This is a genomic window from Oceanobacillus sp. NCCP-135 (genome assembly GCF_059698015.1).
The window spans coordinates 158,284-176,342 of the sequence record NZ_BAAKSZ010000004.1 but is presented as its reverse complement, the minus strand read 5'-3'; the positions used below and the strand labels follow the sequence as shown (position 1 = coordinate 176,342).

Here is an 18,059-nt window from a genome sequence, read left to right as displayed (position 1 = left end):
TCAAATGGACAACTCAAATTTTATTCGCTTTACGCTTTGTCCAATTCCACATGCACAAATCTCCCTGACATCGTTTCAAAAACCTCGCCATGCTTCATATCTATTTGTTTCTGAAAAATCGGGCCATCAAAAACAAATGTGTGAAACTCTCCATTCTCTCCACATGGGTCAACACTCACAGGAAGAGATTCGATGAAATGATGATCAAAGACTTTTCCAGCCCATGAAGGAGACAGCCTTTGTGAGTCGACGGTTGTTATCACAGCTTTGAACCCGTTTGCTAGAAACTCCCTTGCAAGTACAGTCGTATCCCTTTCCCATAACGGGTAAATTCCTTGCATCCCTGCATGAGACAGGTGCTGGTCACGATAGTTTTTAATATCCTCCAGAAACAAATCAGCATAAGCAATGGCGTGAATTCCCTGGTTTTTAAATACTTGGAATTGCTGATTTAGAATGCGTTCATATGTATGGTTATCTGCATTTAAAGGCAGCTTTACTTCATACCAAGGAAGACCCAAAGAATCAGCTTGATCTTGGATCAGTTCTCTCTTCACCTCATGCATAGGCAGGCGAGAGCTGACCTCAGAAGTCGTCGATAATAAGCCTTGCACCACAAGTTTTTCATTATGCAGTAGCTCATACACTGCAAAAGCACTATCTTTTCCACCGCTCCAGGAAACTATGATATTTTCTGGCATATATTCTAGCCCCCTTACAACTTATCGACATATTTCTTTGCTTCTATCAATGAATACCCAAACTGCTCACGAGCTTCTTTAACTGCTTCGACACTTTTTTCATCTTCCTTCAACTGTCTCAGTCTTTCATTAACCGGATGTTCTGGGATACCAACCTGCCTTGCGATACGGCTAAGCTCAAACTCTGTATGCTTCAGCCTTGCTTCCAGTGATTTTTGATCCGCATCATTTTTCACAAGCAACCAAATGAGTAAAGCGATAATCACTAGAAATTCTAGCTCCATAACCATTCCTCCTCACTTTGTTCAGATTCTTTTCGTTATTATAACATAGCGTTTGGTCGCTTCATACTGAACCGCTGCACTCTTACAAAAAACGCTTGGTTTAACAATGGAAATTTCATTGTAGAACCGACGAAATTCTTTTTTTTCTTTAGCTTCTTCTTCCCTTAACTTTGGCAAAATAATGCAACCTATGCTCCACCTTAAATCCAGCTGATTGATACAGGTTAATTGCGCCTGTATTATCATCGGCAACACACAGTGTAATTTCATTAATTGTATCAAAGTTAAAAAGCCAATTCACTGCTACAGTCAATAGTTTCTTTCCATAGCCTTTTCCACGTTGCTCCGGGTTAACTGCGATGAATTCAATGGAGGCATCAGCAAATTCCGGGTCAGCCTCTACATAAGCATAGGCTGCCAGTTTACCTGCCTCCTTTATCACAAATACCTTCTGATTTTCATTTACTCTTTCTACTATTTCTTGCCCATTATAATAGGTATTTGGAAATGTATGATCATGCAAGGCTTTAAATGCCTCATAATCTGCTTTTGACAACGCTTCATGCTGTACATGATAATGAAGCACTTGAGATTCAGAGATGGTGAGAATGTATTGATCTGATTTCTGTTCAAAGTGAAGATTTTCTGCAAATCTGCTTACAAGCTTATTTGCAACATTTGGAAATAGAATAAAATGTTTAACAGCCTCCGGCAAGATCCTAAGAAGCTCCTCCCACATTTTTAAAGCAACATCCACATCCTGTAATTTATCAACAAATGGTCCCCAGACCTCAGCACTCCCATCCTCTAAATCAACGTCAGCTCCAATTAAGCCAATTAATTTTCCATTAAAAATTGCTCCTACAAAACTATTTTCGTAACTAATATCCTCAAAATCTTCCTGAAGCGAATTATAAATCTCTTGAACATCTGTACCGCAAAATCCAATATGATGCGGTTCTTTCTGATTTAATTCTGCAATGAAATTTGCAGCATCTGCTTTCAGAATATTTTTTCCATTTATAAGTTTATACATAAGCTTCCCCCTATGATGAGATATTCTCTTAGTTTTATCATGCCACTATCAGCATGATTCATCTAACCACCTACCTCCTTAAATAACAGTTATTTTTATTTTATTTGAATTTATCAGTATTATCAATATCTGAATTTTCGAATCATAATTATGTCCCATTGTTTTTTGTACTTATGATAATAGTACTTAATACTTATCGAAAAATGCCGATATAAAGAAAAAGACAATCTATCTTGGGGGATACTAATGGGGAAAAATAAAAATAATAATAAAAATAATAATAAAAATAAAAAACTGAAAACAAAGAAACCTTTCATTAACTGGAGAAATATAAGAATTGGGCCGAAGTATTTAACAGGTTTTTTCGTCTCAGCTATGCTCATACTAATTGCATCAGCAATCGTATTTCTCCAATTAAATGCAGGACAAAAAGGAATCGATGCGGTTGAACAGCAAAGCAATCGATTCAGTGACATGGCAGAACTTGCTTCCATGGTTCAAATAAAGGATGTGCAGATTGCCGATTATCTTTTAACAAGAAACAAAAGACATGTCGATACATTCACTGAATATCAGCAAGAGTTTGATGGATTAACAGCAAAACTAGAACCAACCATGAGCTCGGAATATCAAACATCATTGTTTACTACAATTATTGAAAATGACAATAAAATAAACGAACTGTTTTTCGGCAAAATTAAGGATGCAGTTGAAAATGAACAGCAATTTATGGCTAACTCCATCAGGAAACGTTCCTCTGCATTAAGAACGGAGACGGTTGAATTAGTCAATGAATTAATGCAGATTATTAGAGAAGAACAGGCGAATACCGTAAAGGAATCTAAAAGCATTATAAACTCCAGTGTTATTACATTAATAACAGCCAATGCTTCTGCAATTTTAATTGGAATAATAATGATGATTTTAATCAGTCGGAGAATTTCATCCGGTTTACAAATTATAGTACATACAACATCACAATTGGCTAATGGGAATTTAAAGGTGGAACCGGTAAACTATAAAGGAAAAGACGAAATTGGTCAATTAGCTTTTGCGGTTAACCAAATGAAGGATAACATTCATGGCATCCTATATAAAGTAGCTTCAGCTTCAACCTCTGTACAAAAAAAGAGTGATGAATTAAAGCAATCAGCAAATGAAGTAAAAGAAGGCAATGAACAAATAGCCATAACGATGGAGGAAATTTCCACAGGTGCAGAAACGCAAGCAAACAGTGCTTCTGATCTAGCTGAAAATATGAATGACTTTGTACAAAAGGTACTGACTTCCGAACAAAATGGCCAAGAAATCTCAGCAAGTTCCAATAAAGTCCTTTCATTGACAACTGATGGTACAGCGCTTATGAAAAAATCGGTTGACCAAATGAAGCGAATTGATTCTATTGTTGCTGAAGCTGTACAAAAAGTTCAGGGATTGGATAAGCAATCAGCCGAAATTTCCAAGCTTGTTCTTGTTATTAAAGATATAGCCGACCAAACAAATCTATTATCATTAAATGCTGCAATTGAAGCAGCTAGAGCTGGCGAGCATGGAAGAGGATTTGCTGTCGTAGCTGATGAAGTGAGAAAGCTTTCCGAACAGGTCGCATCTTCTGTTGGAGAAATTACATCGATTGTAAAAAGCATTCAATCAGAGACAAGTGAAGTCGTCGAGTCCTTAAACAAAGGCTATAAAGAAGTCCATGCTGGAACAAATCAAATCGAAACTACCGGTGAAAATTTTGGCATAATTAATGCATCCGTTACGAAAATGGTTAATAAAATTACATTCATCTCAACCAATTTAAAAGATATTGCCGAAAATAGTACGAATATGAATAATTTGATTGAAGAGATTGCCTCTGTATCAGAAGAATCTGCTGCCGGGGTTGAACAAGCTGCTGCATCAGCCCAGCAAACTTCCAGCTCCATGGAAGAAGTGTCATATAGTGCCCAGACTCTGGCTAAATTGGCTGAGCAGTTGCATAATGAGCTGAAAGCATTTAAATTTGTATAGAACAGAACAAAGTGCTGCCACATCTTTCCAGTGGCAAGAGATCAGCGGTTAGTTGGGTAGAAATCAGTGATAAAGGGAAACTTCATTTAGTGGGGGGTTCCCTTCCTCCCCCACCTTCACGTTTGGGATTTCTCACGCTTGGAGGTGGGAGTATTACAGCCCGTTAATGCGTGATAGAACCAAATTCCTTATTTGAACTTCTCTCTAATCAGTAATTAATTAAAATAAAAATAGCTGCCTTCCTAAATGGAGGCAACTATTTTTATTATTTGTCAGGATGTAAATAGCAAGCTTTTATATGATCATTAACCATCCCGATTGCTTGCATAAAAGCATAGCAAATCGTTGGTCCGACAAATTTAAATCCACGTTTTTTTAAGTCTTTGCTCATTTGCTCCGATTCCTTTGTTATGGCTGGTACTTCTGCATGTGCTTCCCAATCGTTTTTTATTGGCTCTCCCCCAACAAATTGCCAAATATATGCATCAAAACTGCCAAATTCCGCTTGAATCTTCAAAAAGGCTTGAGCATTTGTAATAACTGACCGAACTTTGAGTTTGTTTCGAATGATACCTTTATTTTGCAAAAGTTCATTGATTTTAGCCTCATCATAATTACTAACAATCTCAGGATCAAACGCATCGAAAGCTTCCCGGTAGTGTTCACGTCTTTTAAGGATCGTAATCCAGTTTAAACCAGCCTGTGCCCCTTCAAGTGAGAGCATTTCAAACAGTTTTTGATCATCATGGACGGCCCTCCCCCATTCAAGATCATGATAATCAATATAGACTTGATCAGATGTAACCCATTCACAACGATTTTTATTCATTCTACTCTTCCTTTGTTTCTACTCTATTTTCTTCATAGGATATCCAGTCGCTAAAACTCCCAGGATACAGCTTTACATTTGTAAATCCGGCAGACTTTAACGCAAGAATATTTGGACATGCTGATACGCCTGAACCACAGGAAACAATAATTTCTTCATCTTTTTCCAAGGAAGCAAAATGATCTTTAAGCTCTCCATTCTTTTTCCAAGTACCATCCTTTGTTAAAACATCCTTCCAAAAGAAGTTTTTTGCACCGGGAATATGTCCTGCTTTCCCGTAAAGTGGCTCTGTTTCCCCTAAATATCTAGCGTTGGCCCTGGAATCGATTAGTACTGCTGAATCCTTCTCTAGCTTTTCTTTCAATTCCTCAATATTTACTATTTTATCTTCTAAAAATTCAGTCTTAAACGATTTTGCTTTTAGCTTTGGGATTTCATTTGTAACACTATATCCCTCATTTACCCAGCTATCATAACCTCCATCTAACACGTACACTTTATCATGCCCAAGACTATCAAGCAGCCACCATAAACGTGATGCAAACATGTCATTTGCCTGATCATAAATAACAACAGTTGTATTATGATCAATACCGATCTTTCCAACCTTCACAGCAAACATTTTCATGTCTGGCAGCGGATGATTTCCCCCATGCTTTTCTGCCCTGCCGGATAAATCCTTATTCAAATCCATATAAACTGCACCAGGGAGGTGATCTTTCAAGTACGTCTTTCTCCCTGCATCCGGATCATTTAATTGAAACCGCACGTCCACAATTACCGTATTATTTTGCTTGTTTTCCAATCGATTTTTCAGTCGATTAACACTAATTAAGTAAGCCATTCTACCCCTCCAATAATTTACTCATATAATATTCGTCAAAATATCCCCCATCCATAAACAAAGAGTCTCGTTTCACGCCTTCGATTTCAAAACCAGCTTTTTCATACAATTTCACACCGGCAATATTTTCAGTGATTACTGTTAATTCTAACCGATGTATGTGCTGTTTTAAAGCCCAGCTCTCTAAATGATGAAACAATTCTATACCTATGCCTTTTCTTTGGTACGTAGTCAACAAACCTATGACAATGTAAACACTATGTTTAGTTTTATTTGCTCGCCCTCCAATTGCAAAAAGATAACCTGCCAGATGATTATCTATTTCCGCCACAATAATTGTCGAATTTGATTGTTGATTCAGTTCTTCAATCATTTTTTCCTGATTACGGGCCGTTGGATTTCTTTCTCCTGATCCATAGAGCATATAAGGACTTTCCATTTCTACTTCTTTTATTAAGGACGCCAGATTGCCAGCATCTTCTTTAACAGCGTTTCTAATCATGCTATTCACTCCTCGTATTATATATTCAATACATATTCTTTTTATCCTTTTATCTTATATATATTTCGTATCCCGATATAATTTATAGTAAGATAAGATTAAATCAATATAGGAGATGAAATTAAAATGAAAAAGGATATAATTGAGAGATTTACTACTTATGTAAAGATTGATACACAATCCGATGATACTAACGATTCAACCCCTTCCACACCAGGGCAATTTAAACTTGCTAATCTGCTGGTTGATGAGTTAAAGGAAATCGGGCTTGAAGATGTCACAGCTGACAACAATGGGTATGTTATGGCGACCCTTCCGGCAAACACAGCTAAAGAAGTTCCAACAATTGGATTTTTAGCCCATGTAGATACAGCTACTGACTTTACCGGAAAAAATGTGAATCCACAAATTGTAGAAAGCTTTGATGGAAATGATCTCACACTGAATGAGGAACTGAATGTTGTTTTATCTGCGCAGGATTTCCCTGAATTGCCAAGCTATAGAGGGCATACACTGATTACAACAGACGGCACAACCCTTCTAGGTGCAGATAACAAAGCTGGAATTACTGAAATTATGACAGCTATGGATTATCTAATAAAACACCCGGAAATAAAGCATGGCAGGATTCGTGTAGCATTTACCCCAGATGAGGAAATAGGGCGCGGACCACACAAGTTTGATGTAGAACGTTTTGATGCTTCCTACGCATACACTGTTGATGGCGGTCCACTTGGTGAATTGCAGTATGAAAGCTTCAACGCCGCAGCTGCCCGGGTTATTTTTAAAGGAAATAGCGTCCACCCAGGAACAGCAAAAAATAAAATGATCCATTCAGGGAAAATGGCTGCAGAATTTATAACCAAATTTCCCGAACTGGAAGCACCTGAACATACGGAAAACTATGAAGGTTTTTATCATTTAATCTCTGTAAACGGAGATGTGGAAAGAACCGAGGTAACTTATATCATCCGTGACTTTGACAAAGAGAATTTCCAAGCACGAAAAAACACTTTCGACCAATTCATAGCTGAAATGATCGAAAAATATGGAGAATCCAGTGTTGAGTTTGAAATGACTGATCAGTACTACAATATGCGCGAAAAAATCGAACCCGTTAAAGAAATTGTTGATATAGCTTATCAGGCAATGAAAAATCTAGGCATTGAGCCAGACGTAAAACCAATCCGAGGTGGAACGGACGGATCACAGCTTTCCTATAAGGGACTACCAACACCGAATATTTTTACAGGCGGAGAGAATTTTCATGGAAAGTTTGAATATATTTCTGTTGATAATATGGAAAAAGCAACAAACGTGATTGTAGAAATTTGTAAATTGTTTGAGCAAAAGTAGGCATCAGTCAGCTACCTTAAAGAGAGCGTGATTTTACGCCCGATTCTATAAAGTAAAACTTCATTCAATGGGGGTTTGGTTTCCCTTCCTCCCCCACTGAATGTTAGTACCTCATGGTATTTGTCTCACTGATGTGACAATCTCTTTACTTCCTATTGCATGCTTCTTTCACTGCAAGCATTTTGGCATATACTTCTTCACTTTTAACTAATAAAACCATCAGCTTCATACCGGTTCGTTGATATAGATTACGTGCTCGTCTTATTTACAAGGCAGCAGTCCGATTTATGCACTTGTATGCAGAATGATACATATTTTTGCAAATACTACACCGGAAAATCCTTCTTTTTTCTACTACTATTTATATTGCTTCAGCTAATTTTGCAATCATTCTATTCCTATTTTAAAAATACGTTGTAATTATCCCACAAAAAATTGAAACTGCAGTGAATTTTCTGATGTTTTGGGGATTGCAAAATAATTATTGCTCCTTTGATTAACTTTATGAGAAAATGAAGATTGGCGACTATACATGAGGAGAGAACTAATTTGGTAAAAAAAGAAATAGTGATAAGCCTTGCATTGGTTTCAAGTCTTTTACTTATAACCGCATGCGATACAGATAATACGAATGAAACTGATTCATCTGATACAACCCAATCCAGTAATGAAACCTATCCTTCTGAATCCGATGATACAGAGGAAGAATCGATTCAGGTCCCGGAAGCGGGATTGCAAAAGAAAGATACTGGCGACATGGTTCAAGCACTTCAACATACATTGAATCTTATAGGCTATTCATTTGAGATAAATAGTACTTATGACGAAACAACCACCTGGGCTATTACTGATTTACAATTACAGCAGAATATTCAAGCTACAGGTGTATATAATGAAGAAACAAAGAACATTCTCAAGGGGCTTTTAGCAACAGAGGAAACAATTAAGCCCGGAGCTGGCCTGCCTCAGGAAACAGAAACCAGTACAACGGACAATGGGGTAAGTATTCTATTTAATCCATATGATCAGCTTGCACTGGTCAATAAGCAAAGTGCTTTGCCTGCAGATTATGTTCCCGAAGATCTTGTAGTTCCTGATATCCCATTTCCATTCGATGAGGATCTGCCAAAGAAAAAGATGCGTAAAGTGGCAGCAGAGGCAATGGAAAAATTGTTTCAATCTGCAACGAAAGCGGGACTCGATTTATATGCTCAATCTGGTTATCGCTCCTATGAAACACAAGTAATGCTTTTCAATAATTATGCAGAAAAAAATGGTGAAGAAGCTGCGAATTTGTTTAGTGCACAGCCTGGCGAAAGTGAACACCAATCCGGGTTAACAATGGATGTAACCAACTCAGAGGTGAATTTTGAATTGGTAGAAGAATTCGGGGAAACTGATGAAGGGAAATGGCTGGTGGAACATGCAGCTGATTATGGCTTTATTATTCGCTACCCAAAAGGAAAAGAAGAAATTACGGAATACCAATACGAACCGTGGCATTTGCGATACGTTGGTAAGAAGACAGCAAAAACAATAATGTCTGACGAAAGTACATTAGAAGAATATTTAGGAATAGAGTAATACTTTTCGAAAAGCTCCTAATCTACTGCTTTTAAGTAGGAGCTTTTGATTTCCCTGTTAACCACAAAAACATCACAAATGGATGTGCACCTCCCCGTGATTGTTAAGCTTCAGCTACGTTTTTCACACGTTCAACAAACTGAACCACTACCTTATCACTCACAAAAAACATAACTAATTTCAACAGGACGTTAAGCGGTTTATTTGTTGTTGTATACCGAAAATAGGTTGTAGCTTCATCTATCTTATCTAACTCATAATGTGTTGTTATTTCGAACATATTCGCAAGGGTGAAGCCAACCTTCATTTCTTTATGATCCTGCGTGTCCTCGTATTTTAACGTTTCGACATCATATTCTTGAACACGTTTTCCCTCTTGATATTTTTGTCGATAGATACTTCCAGTAATTTCTTCTGTTTCTTTAATTGGTTCATTTTCGATTACATTTGGCATTATCTTCTGCATATCTTCCAATGATCCATTCAATAATTTCCAAACATCTTCCATTGGCGCATTGATTTCTATATGATGGGACCATGTTTTCATTAGCTTTACCTACAATCAAAAGTTTACCTTTATTTTAACATAACTTTTTTTGTTCAAATCGCATTTACTCCATGCACATCTTCATGAGAAAAAGTGTTTTTTTGTTTCAAGGACGTGTCGGTATTTAGTCGAAGATCCATCTATCCCGATCTGTCATTTGTACCGTACTTTTGGAACAACCTCTACAAAGTGGATTCTTTTTTGTAGTTAGTAGTGTGTAGGGAGAGGATAGGGGTGTTGCCTTTTCCAGATTCAGACAATTCCCTCTGACTTGCTAATACTTGTTACCTCCGAATTAATTTGCCTATCCAGTGCTTGAATTCGTTCTATCGCTTTATAGTCTTCAATTTTTTTATAATGATGATTTCCACCGGTTTCCTCATCTGCTTCATCAGCTAGATTTACAACCTGTTGTAATGGAGTTAACTTTAATTCTCCTTTTGGTAGATAAGAATCTGTATGCAGTAAAATAGCAACTGCAATTTCCTTCGCAACATGACGATCCTCACCAATCCGAATTAACAGCTTATGTGCACGGCTTGCTCCTTTGATTGCATGGATATCATTTTCTTTATATAGATCGTAATCCCATTCCCCATCACGATACCATGTATAGTGGCCAACATCATGGAGCAGTGCCGCTTTTGTAGCATGATCAGGATCAATTCCAAATCGTTTGGCAAAAATATACGCATACTCAGCCACAGCTACAGCATGTGCTATCCCTGATCTTTTTAAATATTTTTGCGTAATTGGGTGCATGAAAAGCTGTTCTAATGTCACGTTTCTCATAAGATCTCTACTCCTTTCTGAAATTAATTTTACTGACTATATCATGTTTTCTATATCTTTGCAATGGTTAATTGCCGAATTTCTATAATCTGAACCAATTTAAGCAAATATGGTAGTTATTGGTTTTTTTTGAATGAATTTGGTTGATTATTAACGAGGTTTAGTTTATACTATTTTTATAAATGGTTCCGAGGTGATGACGAATGTTAACTACGGAAAGACTAGGATGTATAGAAAAATTATTAAATGATAAGCAAACGATTACACTCAAGGATATAGAAAAAGCCACAAGCGCCTCTCCATCTACAATCCGAAGAGATCTGACAGAACTTGAGAGGCAAGGAAAGCTTGAACGGATACACGGTGGAGCAACACTGCCTTCAAAAAGTCTGGAAGAATCAAGTCTTTTCGAAAAATCAACCAAAAACCTTCAAGAGAAGATTAAGATCTCTCAATTTGCTGCTTCTTTGGTTGAAGCAGGTCAATGCATCTACCTGGATGCAGGCACTACGACAGCTCAAATGATTCCTTTTCTACAGGGTAAAGACATCGTTGCAGTAACAAATGGATTAAACCTGGCAGATTTATTAATCGAACACAATATTTCTGCTTATTTGACCGGAGGCATGATCAAACCCAAAACTAGTGCACTTATAGGTCCACAGGCAATCCAAACCATTCAAAATTACCGCTTTGATAAATGCTTTCTAGGAGTAAATGGATTTCATCAAGATTATGGCTTCACTACACCAGATCCTATTGAAGCAGATGTAAAGCAGACAGCAGCTTCTTTTTCCAAACATATTTACGTTTTAGCTGACCATTCAAAATTAAACAAAGTTAGTTTTGCCAAAATATGCAACTTAAACGATGCTACTATTATTACTAGCAAAATACCGAAAAAAGACTTTAAAATCTTATCAAATCTAACAATGATAAAGGAGATCGAGACATGATTTACACATGCACGATTACCCCATCCGTAGACTACACCACCTATTTACCTGAATTTCGAATCGGAGAATTAAACCGTAGCAAAGAGGTATACTTCTATCCGGGCGGAAAAGGGATCAACGTTTCCCGGGTACTTCAGCGCCTGGGTGTAAATAATACAGCGCTAGGCTTTGCAGGAGGATTTACGGGAAGCTTTATTGAGAACTATTTACAACAGGAAGGAATTCAGACTGAATTTATTCAAATAGATGAAGTTACTCGCATTAATGTAAAGGTTAAGGCAGATAGGGAATCAGAATTAAATGGGCCTGGTCCAACAATAACCAAAGCTCTTGAAGATAAATTATTAGCAAAACTAGAGAGAGTACAATCTGGTGATTGGTTCATTCTGGCGGGGAATCTACCTGACTCTTTAAATTACAACAAACTTGCAGTTATTTGCCAAAAAAGTAACGTTCATTTTGTACTGGATACATCAGGTCCAGCTCTTAAACAATTAATTAAAGCAAAACCATTTCTAATTAAACCGAACGAAAAGGAGCTTGGTGAACTATTCGGAACAACTATATCCACGAGAGAACAGGCAGCCCATTATGCAAAGCAGCTTATTGAAGATGGACTAGCGCACGTTATCGTTTCACTTGGCACTAAAGGGGCTATTTTAGTAACCAGTGAAGATGTATTAACAGCCGAGGCGCCAAAAGGCAAAGCTGTAAATACAGTTGGAGCAGGCGATTCATTAGTTTCTGGATTCATTGCCTCATATATTAAAAACCAGGATATAAAAGAGGCATTCCGTTATGCAGTAGCGGCGGGAAGTGCAACGGCTTTTCAATCAGATTTATGCAATAAAGATGATGTGGAAAAGCTCGTGGCACAAGTAAAAGTAAACTCTATGATAGGATGTGGTTCAAATGGAAATCACTGAATTATTAAAAGAAGATACCATTATTCTAGATCTGGATGCAGCCTCTAAACAGGATGCCTTGGAAGAATTAATAAGTAAGCTGGATTCTGCTGGGAAATTATCGGATAAAACCATTTATAAAAAAGACATCTGGGCAAGAGAAGAACAAAGCACAACAGGTATTGGCGAAGGTGTAGCTATTCCACATGCAAAATCAGTTGCAGTGAAAACCCCAGCAATTGCTTTTGGTAGATCTCTAGATGGTATAGATTTTGACTCACTTGATGGACAACCTGCACATCTTTTTTTCATGATTGCCGCAAGTGAAGGTGCAAATAATGACCATTTAGAAGCACTTTCCCGTTTATCTACCTTTCTAATGGACAAAAGATTCCGGGAAAAAATCTTAAAAGCAACGAAAACAAAAGAAATACTTGAGGCAGTAAGTGAAAAGGAAGTAGAATTAGAGGCACCTGAAATACCAGAAGCAGTGAAACAAGCTGACCAGCAAAGGATCCTTGCTGTGACAGCATGCCCAACCGGTATTGCTCATACGTATATGGCGGCAGAAAAACTGTCAGAAACTGCGAAGGAACTTGGTATTTCACTTAAAGTGGAAACAAATGGTTCTAGTGGTGTGAAAAACAGACTGACGGAAAAGGAAATAGAGGAAGCAGATGCTATCATTGTTGCCGCAGATACAAAAGTGGAAATGGCTAGGTTTCATGGAAAACACGTTATCCAAACAGCAGTTGGAAAAGCCATTCATGAAACGGAGGGTTTATTACATCGTGCTCAAGCCAAAGATGCACCTGTCTATACCCATGAACAATCAACAGATCAGTCTAAAGAAAAAGCTGAAAGAAGTGGCTTTTATAAACATTTGATGAACGGTGTATCTAACATGCTTCCATTTGTCGTGGGTGGTGGTATTTTAATCGCTTTATCTTTCTTCTGGGGAATCAACTCAAGTGATCCAGCCAGTGAAGAATACAACACATTTGCAGCCATGCTGAATACCATTGGTGGCGGAAATGCATTTTTTCTAATGGTCCCAGTACTGGCTGGATTTATAGCCTCAAGTATAGCTGATCGTCCTGGCTTTGCACCTGGTATGGTCGGTGGTCTGATTGCAATAACTGTTTCCGGAGTGGAAGGAGTCGATGGTGGTTCAGGTTTCCTTGGTGGACTTATTGCGGGTTTTCTTGCCGGATATGCTACATTACTAATTAAAAAGCTTTTATCAGGGTTACCCGATGCGCTAGAAGGTCTTAAACCAGTCTTATTCTATCCTGTTCTCAGCATTGCTGTTACTGGATTAGTTATGATGGTAATCAACCCACCACTTACTCAGATTTATACAGGTCTTACATCCTTTTTGGAAAGCATAGGTGGAACAAATCAACTGCTTGTCGGTATTATCATCGGTGCAATGATGGCATTTGATTTAGGTGGTCCTGTGAACAAAGCTGCCTATACGTTTGGAATTGCAATGCTCGATGCAGGAAATTATACATTCATTGCTGCTGCTATGGCTGCTGGGATGGTTCCCCCACTTGGTATGGCACTTGCAACAACAATATTTAAAAGGCGTTTTACTAAGCCCGAAAGAGAAGCCGGAAAAACGGCGTATGTACTTGGTGCCTGCTTTATCACAGAAGGTGTTATTCCATTCGCAGCAGCAGACCCCGCCCGTGTTATTCCTGCTTCAGTAGCAGGTGGCGCAGTAGCCGGTGCACTTACTATGTTATTCGATATCGGGTTACGCGCACCGCATGGAGGAATTTTTGTTGTTGGGCTTGTGGAAGGTGGATTGATTTCCATTCTGTTTTACCTGCTCGCTATCATTATCGGAATGATCGTTACCGCATTAATTGCAGGTATTCTTAAAAAGAAGTTAAGGGTTTCACAATAAAGTATATCTTAAGCAAAGGACTAAACATATAGGAATTAAAAACACCATGTGTGGTCTCAATACTCCCTGGTTTTAGACGACCAGACAATCTATAGGATGAGACAAACGCATTTCTACCTGAAATAGAAATGCGTCGTTCTTTTTTTAAAAAGGCTTTGTTATCATTAAAGCTATTACAATTAAAAATATTACATTTTCAATCCGCTCAAAAAAGAATAATTTTTTGGAAAGGGTATAATATTCTTCCGGAATTTTTTCACCTTCTTGTTCCTTCAACAATGCCTTAATTGGTTTTGAACGTGGGGATAGAACCATTGGACCAAAAGCAAGACCTACTAGAAATAAGAATAAACTTGTAATATACCAGCCTTGTGAGAAAAGATAAAAATTCAATAATCCCATCCACAATCCAGTTATTAACAGCAATGTGCCACCAACCATCACAAACATATGTAATCTGTTCCGAATCATATATGCATGTCGCAGTTCAGTCATCGTGGTTGATTTTGTAACAATATAAATCATTACAAATCCTGGACCCAGCCCTAGAATTGCAGAAAAAACATGGATAAAAACAAGTGTATTATATAATGTCATGGATGCTACCTCCAAATAATGAAATCCTTCTAATCTAATCCTATCATACACTATTTAGGTATCGCCCTGACTGTGACATTCCACACATATTTCATACAACTTTTATCAAAAAAGTGACAAATTTATTTCCTGTCATATCTTTTTTAAACTTTTTCTACTTTCAAAGCTCTAAAGCAACTGTTCCTAGCCGTACTTACGAAGACGTTACTATTTTATGTACAGATATTTCTCCATCCATGCTGCAGCGAAAATATCGTTCTCTTTTTACTTCGACTAGAGCCAATGCAGCAGCATCGCTATCTACATTACCACTACCGAGATCACAGGTTATAAATCCCTTAAGCCATTGAACATTGGCAGATGGGTTATGACCGCGATAAATCCGTTTTCCTTTACTCCAGATATGTACTTTCTGTTCATCCAGCTGCAATAATTCCTTCTTGTTCATCCAGACAATTTCACGAGGTTGACTTTTTAAATCATTCTCCACATCAATTCCTGCATGCGTATAGATACCATCTTCATCTTCATAAATAAGCGGCAGGGTTTCCAGCCAGGAGGCATAATCCTCAGCTATATCCCAGCCATTATCACAGCCATAGACCTTTTTAAAACTTTCTATCGTTTCATCTCCACCAAATTCCATCCAAATTGGGGAGAGCTCATTAATAAACCAAATCATCATTTCTTCATGATTTCCCACTAAAATATGTACATTACCTGGATAGCTTTTATGGTGGTCTCTTGCCCATTGCAGCATATGTGCACTTCTTGGCCCTCTGTTAATCAGATCACCGCCAATGATAATTTTATCCTTACCGGGATCAAACTTAATGTGATCTATTAATTTTTTAAACATACAAAAGTTTCCATGAACATCACTTATAAAAAAGGTTCGCATTTCATTTCCTCCTTTTTTACATTTTAGTATTTTACAAAATTTTACTACTTTTTAACTATTACGTAAATGATCCAAAATGGCTATTTTGGAGAATCTTACGCTTAAAATGATGCAGATCTCATGTTATTAAAATTATGTTTAAATTCTATTGTGCATCCAACAACTTTTCCATCCTTTTTCGCTCAAAGCTATCCTAAATCACAAGCTATACCTTTATATAGCTTCCAGTTTAAGTATAAATGAATGGGTTGAGAGAAAATGTGATGCACGTCACAATAATACCATTTCTTATTCATAATTAATTTTCATATCCCCTGGTTTTATCCAGCCTTTTTTACGTAAGCTCTCCGCAATAACGAGACTGATTAATGCTGGTGCGAGAACGTGCAAAATTAAAATACTCCAAAATACACTTATTGAAAAACCCATCGATTCGAATGTCATAATTTGACCAACAAAACCACTTGTCCCCATTCCGGCGCCTGAAGCATTGTTAGTCAGCTCCAACCAAACACTAGCAAAAGGGGCTAGCACTGCACCAGCAATCGTTGGCGGCAAAATAATCACAGGTTTCTTTAGAATATTGGCAACTTGAAGCATTGAAGTACCAATTCCCAGAGCTATAAATCCACCAATTCCATTATCACGATAGCTTGCAGCCGCAAAACCAATCATTTGAGCCGCACACCCTACAGTTGCTGCACCTGCAGCAATTCCATCGAGCGAGAGCATAATTGCTATCGCTGCAGCAGAAATTGGTGCGGTTAATGCCAGTCCCATAAGAACTGCTACTAATATACCCATAATAAAGGGCTGTTGTTCCGTAGACCAATTAATAACCTCTCCGAACCAAAGCATAAATGTATTTATTGGCGGTCCGATAAATTTCCCTGTTAAAAAACCAATGAATATTGTAACAAGTGGGGTTATAATAATATCCACACGGGTTTCTTTATACACCAGCTTCCCAAATTCTGTTGCCAAAAGAGCAGTGACATAGCTTCCGGCAGGTCCGCCTAGTTCCGCACCATATGCCCCGGCAAATAATGCAGAAAATAATACTAATGGCGGGGCTTTCAACCCATAAGCTATCGCTACCCCAATAGCTCCCCCCATTATTTTTGTCTCCATTGCAAAGCTTCCCATTTCCATTAACGTAGTTCCGATTGTTGGTGCAAAGTTAATTACGATTTCTTCACCAGCCGTTTTAATAATCAGACCAATAATTAATGATGAAAACAACCCTAATGCCATATAGCTTAATGCTGTAATCAGATATTCTTTAATAGAAAGTGTTACCCCTTTTCGGATAAGAAATGATTTCATTTTCGCCCTCCCAGTATGTGTATTATTTCACAAGTTAATAAAGGTAGTTTTATATAAAGTGAAACTTCATTTAGTGGTAGGTTCTCTTCCTCCCCCACTAAATGTTAGTATCTCATCGTATGACCTAAAGGCCCTTGAACAGAATCAGGAAATTTACGTGCTGTTTATACCGCAAGGGTATGACACAAGGCCCTTGAACAGAATCAGGAAATTTACGTGCTGTTTATACCGCAAGGGTATGACACAAGGCCCTCCTCCACCTTCACGTTTGGAATTTCTCACGCTTGGAGGTGGGGGTATTACTGCCCGTTAATGCGTGATAAATTATTAATTTCTATTATTACGCTATTAGTCTGCCAAATCAAGTCTTTTATGATGATTCGTTAAGTTTTAACTCAACTATCGCAGCGTAAAATGAACACATAAGTCTTGAAGGAATAAGGAAGGCTGAAAATACACTACTCGAGTTGACTTTGGTTTACCGGTTCGTATTTGCTATAAGATGTGTAACAAGTTAGAAGGCAGAAATGTGTTATAATGCCGCTGCGGAAATACATGTCGCTTTCCGTGGGCGGCTGATGAGCCTCCTCGAGCTAACGCTCTGTGGGGTCTCATCCAGGCCTCTGCTCCCACAGGAGTCTCCATGTATTTCCTCCGCTGATTTTTAATTTTTTCTTTCGTATTCACTGTAATGCAATGCTTAACAATCGATGTTGCACTGTACCCGCATTTGATTGGAGCGGAGGGCATTGACTCCTGCGGGAAAAGCACGAGTCTGAAGACCCCGCAGGAAGTGGTTTTCTTCCGAGGAGGCTGAGGCCGTGCCCGCGGAAAGCAACTGCCCGCTGCGGAAATCAAATGCGGCAGTAATTGCACATTTTATACTTGTGTGTACAACGATCTTTTATGTTTATCAAGGTTGTCAAGCCAACAATTAGAAACATTTTGGGTTGATCAAAGTTAACTGT

General features: G+C 38.0%; 17 protein-coding genes. 6 read left to right on the top strand and 11 right to left on the bottom strand.

Annotated features, from left to right (window positions below; translation table 11 throughout):
* Positions 1-29: 29 nt before the first annotated feature.
* The 3 genes from AC6HVZ_RS04750 to AC6HVZ_RS04740 form a co-directional block, all read right to left on the bottom strand.
* Positions 30-701 (bottom strand): Dph6-related ATP pyrophosphatase, encoded by a 672-nt coding sequence (locus tag AC6HVZ_RS04750; protein ID WP_497556994.1) that lies wholly within the window; start codon positions 699-701, stop codon positions 30-32.
* A gap of 14 nt (positions 702-715) precedes the next feature.
* Positions 716-985: a hypothetical protein gene (locus AC6HVZ_RS04745; protein ID WP_497556993.1), complete on the bottom strand. Its 270-nt coding sequence runs from the start codon at positions 983-985 to the stop codon at positions 716-718.
* A gap of 148 nt (positions 986-1,133) precedes the next feature.
* Positions 1,134-2,021, bottom strand: coding sequence for a GNAT family N-acetyltransferase (locus AC6HVZ_RS04740; protein ID WP_497556992.1), 888 nt, complete (start codon positions 2,019-2,021; stop codon positions 1,134-1,136).
* A 246-nt stretch (positions 2,022-2,267) separates the two neighbouring features.
* On the opposite strand from AC6HVZ_RS04740, the gene AC6HVZ_RS04735 reads away from it, so the two are divergent.
* Positions 2,268-4,037, top strand: a complete 1,770-nt coding sequence (locus tag AC6HVZ_RS04735; RefSeq protein WP_497556991.1) for a methyl-accepting chemotaxis protein — start codon at positions 2,268-2,270, stop codon at positions 4,035-4,037.
* A 265-nt stretch (positions 4,038-4,302) separates the two neighbouring features.
* On the opposite strand, the gene AC6HVZ_RS04730 is transcribed toward AC6HVZ_RS04735, so the two are convergent.
* Genes AC6HVZ_RS04730 through AC6HVZ_RS04720 form a run of 3 tightly spaced genes read right to left on the bottom strand, consistent with a single transcriptional unit; the run spans position 4,303 to position 6,212 of the window.
* Complete coding sequence (locus AC6HVZ_RS04730; RefSeq protein ID WP_497556990.1) at positions 4,303-4,866, bottom strand: DNA-3-methyladenine glycosylase I; 564 nt, start codon at positions 4,864-4,866, stop codon at positions 4,303-4,305.
* 1 nt (position 4,867) lies between these two features.
* On the bottom strand, positions 4,868-5,710 hold the full coding sequence (locus tag AC6HVZ_RS04725; RefSeq protein ID WP_497556989.1) for a sulfurtransferase: 843 nt from the start codon (positions 5,708-5,710) through the stop codon (positions 4,868-4,870).
* Position 5,711: 1 nt separating this feature from the next.
* Positions 5,712-6,212, bottom strand: a complete 501-nt coding sequence (locus tag AC6HVZ_RS04720; protein WP_497556988.1) for a GNAT family N-acetyltransferase — start codon at positions 6,210-6,212, stop codon at positions 5,712-5,714.
* 126 nt (positions 6,213-6,338) lie between these two features.
* Here AC6HVZ_RS04720 and pepT point away from each other — a divergent pair, with 126 nt between their 5' ends.
* On the top strand, positions 6,339-7,568 hold the full coding sequence (gene pepT, locus AC6HVZ_RS04715) for a peptidase T (RefSeq protein WP_497556987.1): 1,230 nt from the start codon (positions 6,339-6,341) through the stop codon (positions 7,566-7,568).
* A 549-nt stretch (positions 7,569-8,117) separates the two neighbouring features.
* Entirely contained in the window at positions 8,118-9,152 is a 1,035-nt protein-coding gene (locus AC6HVZ_RS04710) for a D-alanyl-D-alanine carboxypeptidase family protein (protein WP_497556986.1), read from the top strand.
* A gap of 103 nt (positions 9,153-9,255) precedes the next feature.
* Here AC6HVZ_RS04710 and AC6HVZ_RS04705 read toward each other — a convergent pair whose 3' ends face one another.
* Both AC6HVZ_RS04705 and AC6HVZ_RS04700 read right to left on the bottom strand, forming a co-directional pair.
* Positions 9,256-9,699, bottom strand: a complete 444-nt coding sequence (locus AC6HVZ_RS04705; RefSeq protein ID WP_497556985.1) for an SRPBCC family protein — start codon at positions 9,697-9,699, stop codon at positions 9,256-9,258.
* 252 nt (positions 9,700-9,951) lie between these two features.
* Positions 9,952-10,491, bottom strand: coding sequence for an HD domain-containing protein (locus AC6HVZ_RS04700; RefSeq protein WP_497556984.1), 540 nt, complete (start codon positions 10,489-10,491; stop codon positions 9,952-9,954).
* A 203-nt stretch (positions 10,492-10,694) separates the two neighbouring features.
* Here AC6HVZ_RS04700 and AC6HVZ_RS04695 point away from each other — a divergent pair, with 203 nt between their 5' ends.
* The 3 genes from AC6HVZ_RS04695 to AC6HVZ_RS04685 are packed head-to-tail and all read left to right on the top strand — an operon-like array spanning position 10,695 to position 14,267.
* Positions 10,695-11,447, top strand: coding sequence for a DeoR/GlpR family DNA-binding transcription regulator (locus AC6HVZ_RS04695; RefSeq protein ID WP_497556983.1), 753 nt, complete (start codon positions 10,695-10,697; stop codon positions 11,445-11,447).
* Positions 11,444-12,373: a 1-phosphofructokinase gene (gene pfkB, locus AC6HVZ_RS04690; protein WP_497556982.1), complete on the top strand. Its 930-nt coding sequence runs from the start codon at positions 11,444-11,446 to the stop codon at positions 12,371-12,373. The genes AC6HVZ_RS04695 and pfkB overlap by 4 nt, the downstream gene beginning before the upstream one ends.
* Entirely contained in the window at positions 12,360-14,267 is a 1,908-nt protein-coding gene (locus tag AC6HVZ_RS04685; protein WP_497556981.1) for a PTS fructose transporter subunit IIABC, read from the top strand. The genes pfkB and AC6HVZ_RS04685 overlap by 14 nt, the downstream gene beginning before the upstream one ends.
* A 144-nt stretch (positions 14,268-14,411) precedes the next feature.
* Here AC6HVZ_RS04685 and AC6HVZ_RS04680 read toward each other — a convergent pair whose 3' ends face one another.
* The 3 genes from AC6HVZ_RS04680 to AC6HVZ_RS04670 form a co-directional block, all read right to left on the bottom strand.
* The gene (locus AC6HVZ_RS04680; RefSeq protein WP_497556980.1) at positions 14,412-14,864 is read right to left on the bottom strand and encodes a DUF2269 family protein; all 453 of its coding nucleotides are present in this window, start codon (positions 14,862-14,864) and stop codon (positions 14,412-14,414) included.
* 193 nt (positions 14,865-15,057) lie between these two features.
* Entirely contained in the window at positions 15,058-15,765 is a 708-nt protein-coding gene (locus AC6HVZ_RS04675) for a metallophosphoesterase (RefSeq protein ID WP_497556979.1), read from the bottom strand.
* A gap of 288 nt (positions 15,766-16,053) precedes the next feature.
* The gene (locus tag AC6HVZ_RS04670; RefSeq protein WP_497556978.1) at positions 16,054-17,091 is read right to left on the bottom strand and encodes a PTS sugar transporter subunit IIC; all 1,038 of its coding nucleotides are present in this window, start codon (positions 17,089-17,091) and stop codon (positions 16,054-16,056) included.
* Between the last annotated feature and the right edge of the window lie 968 nt (positions 17,092-18,059).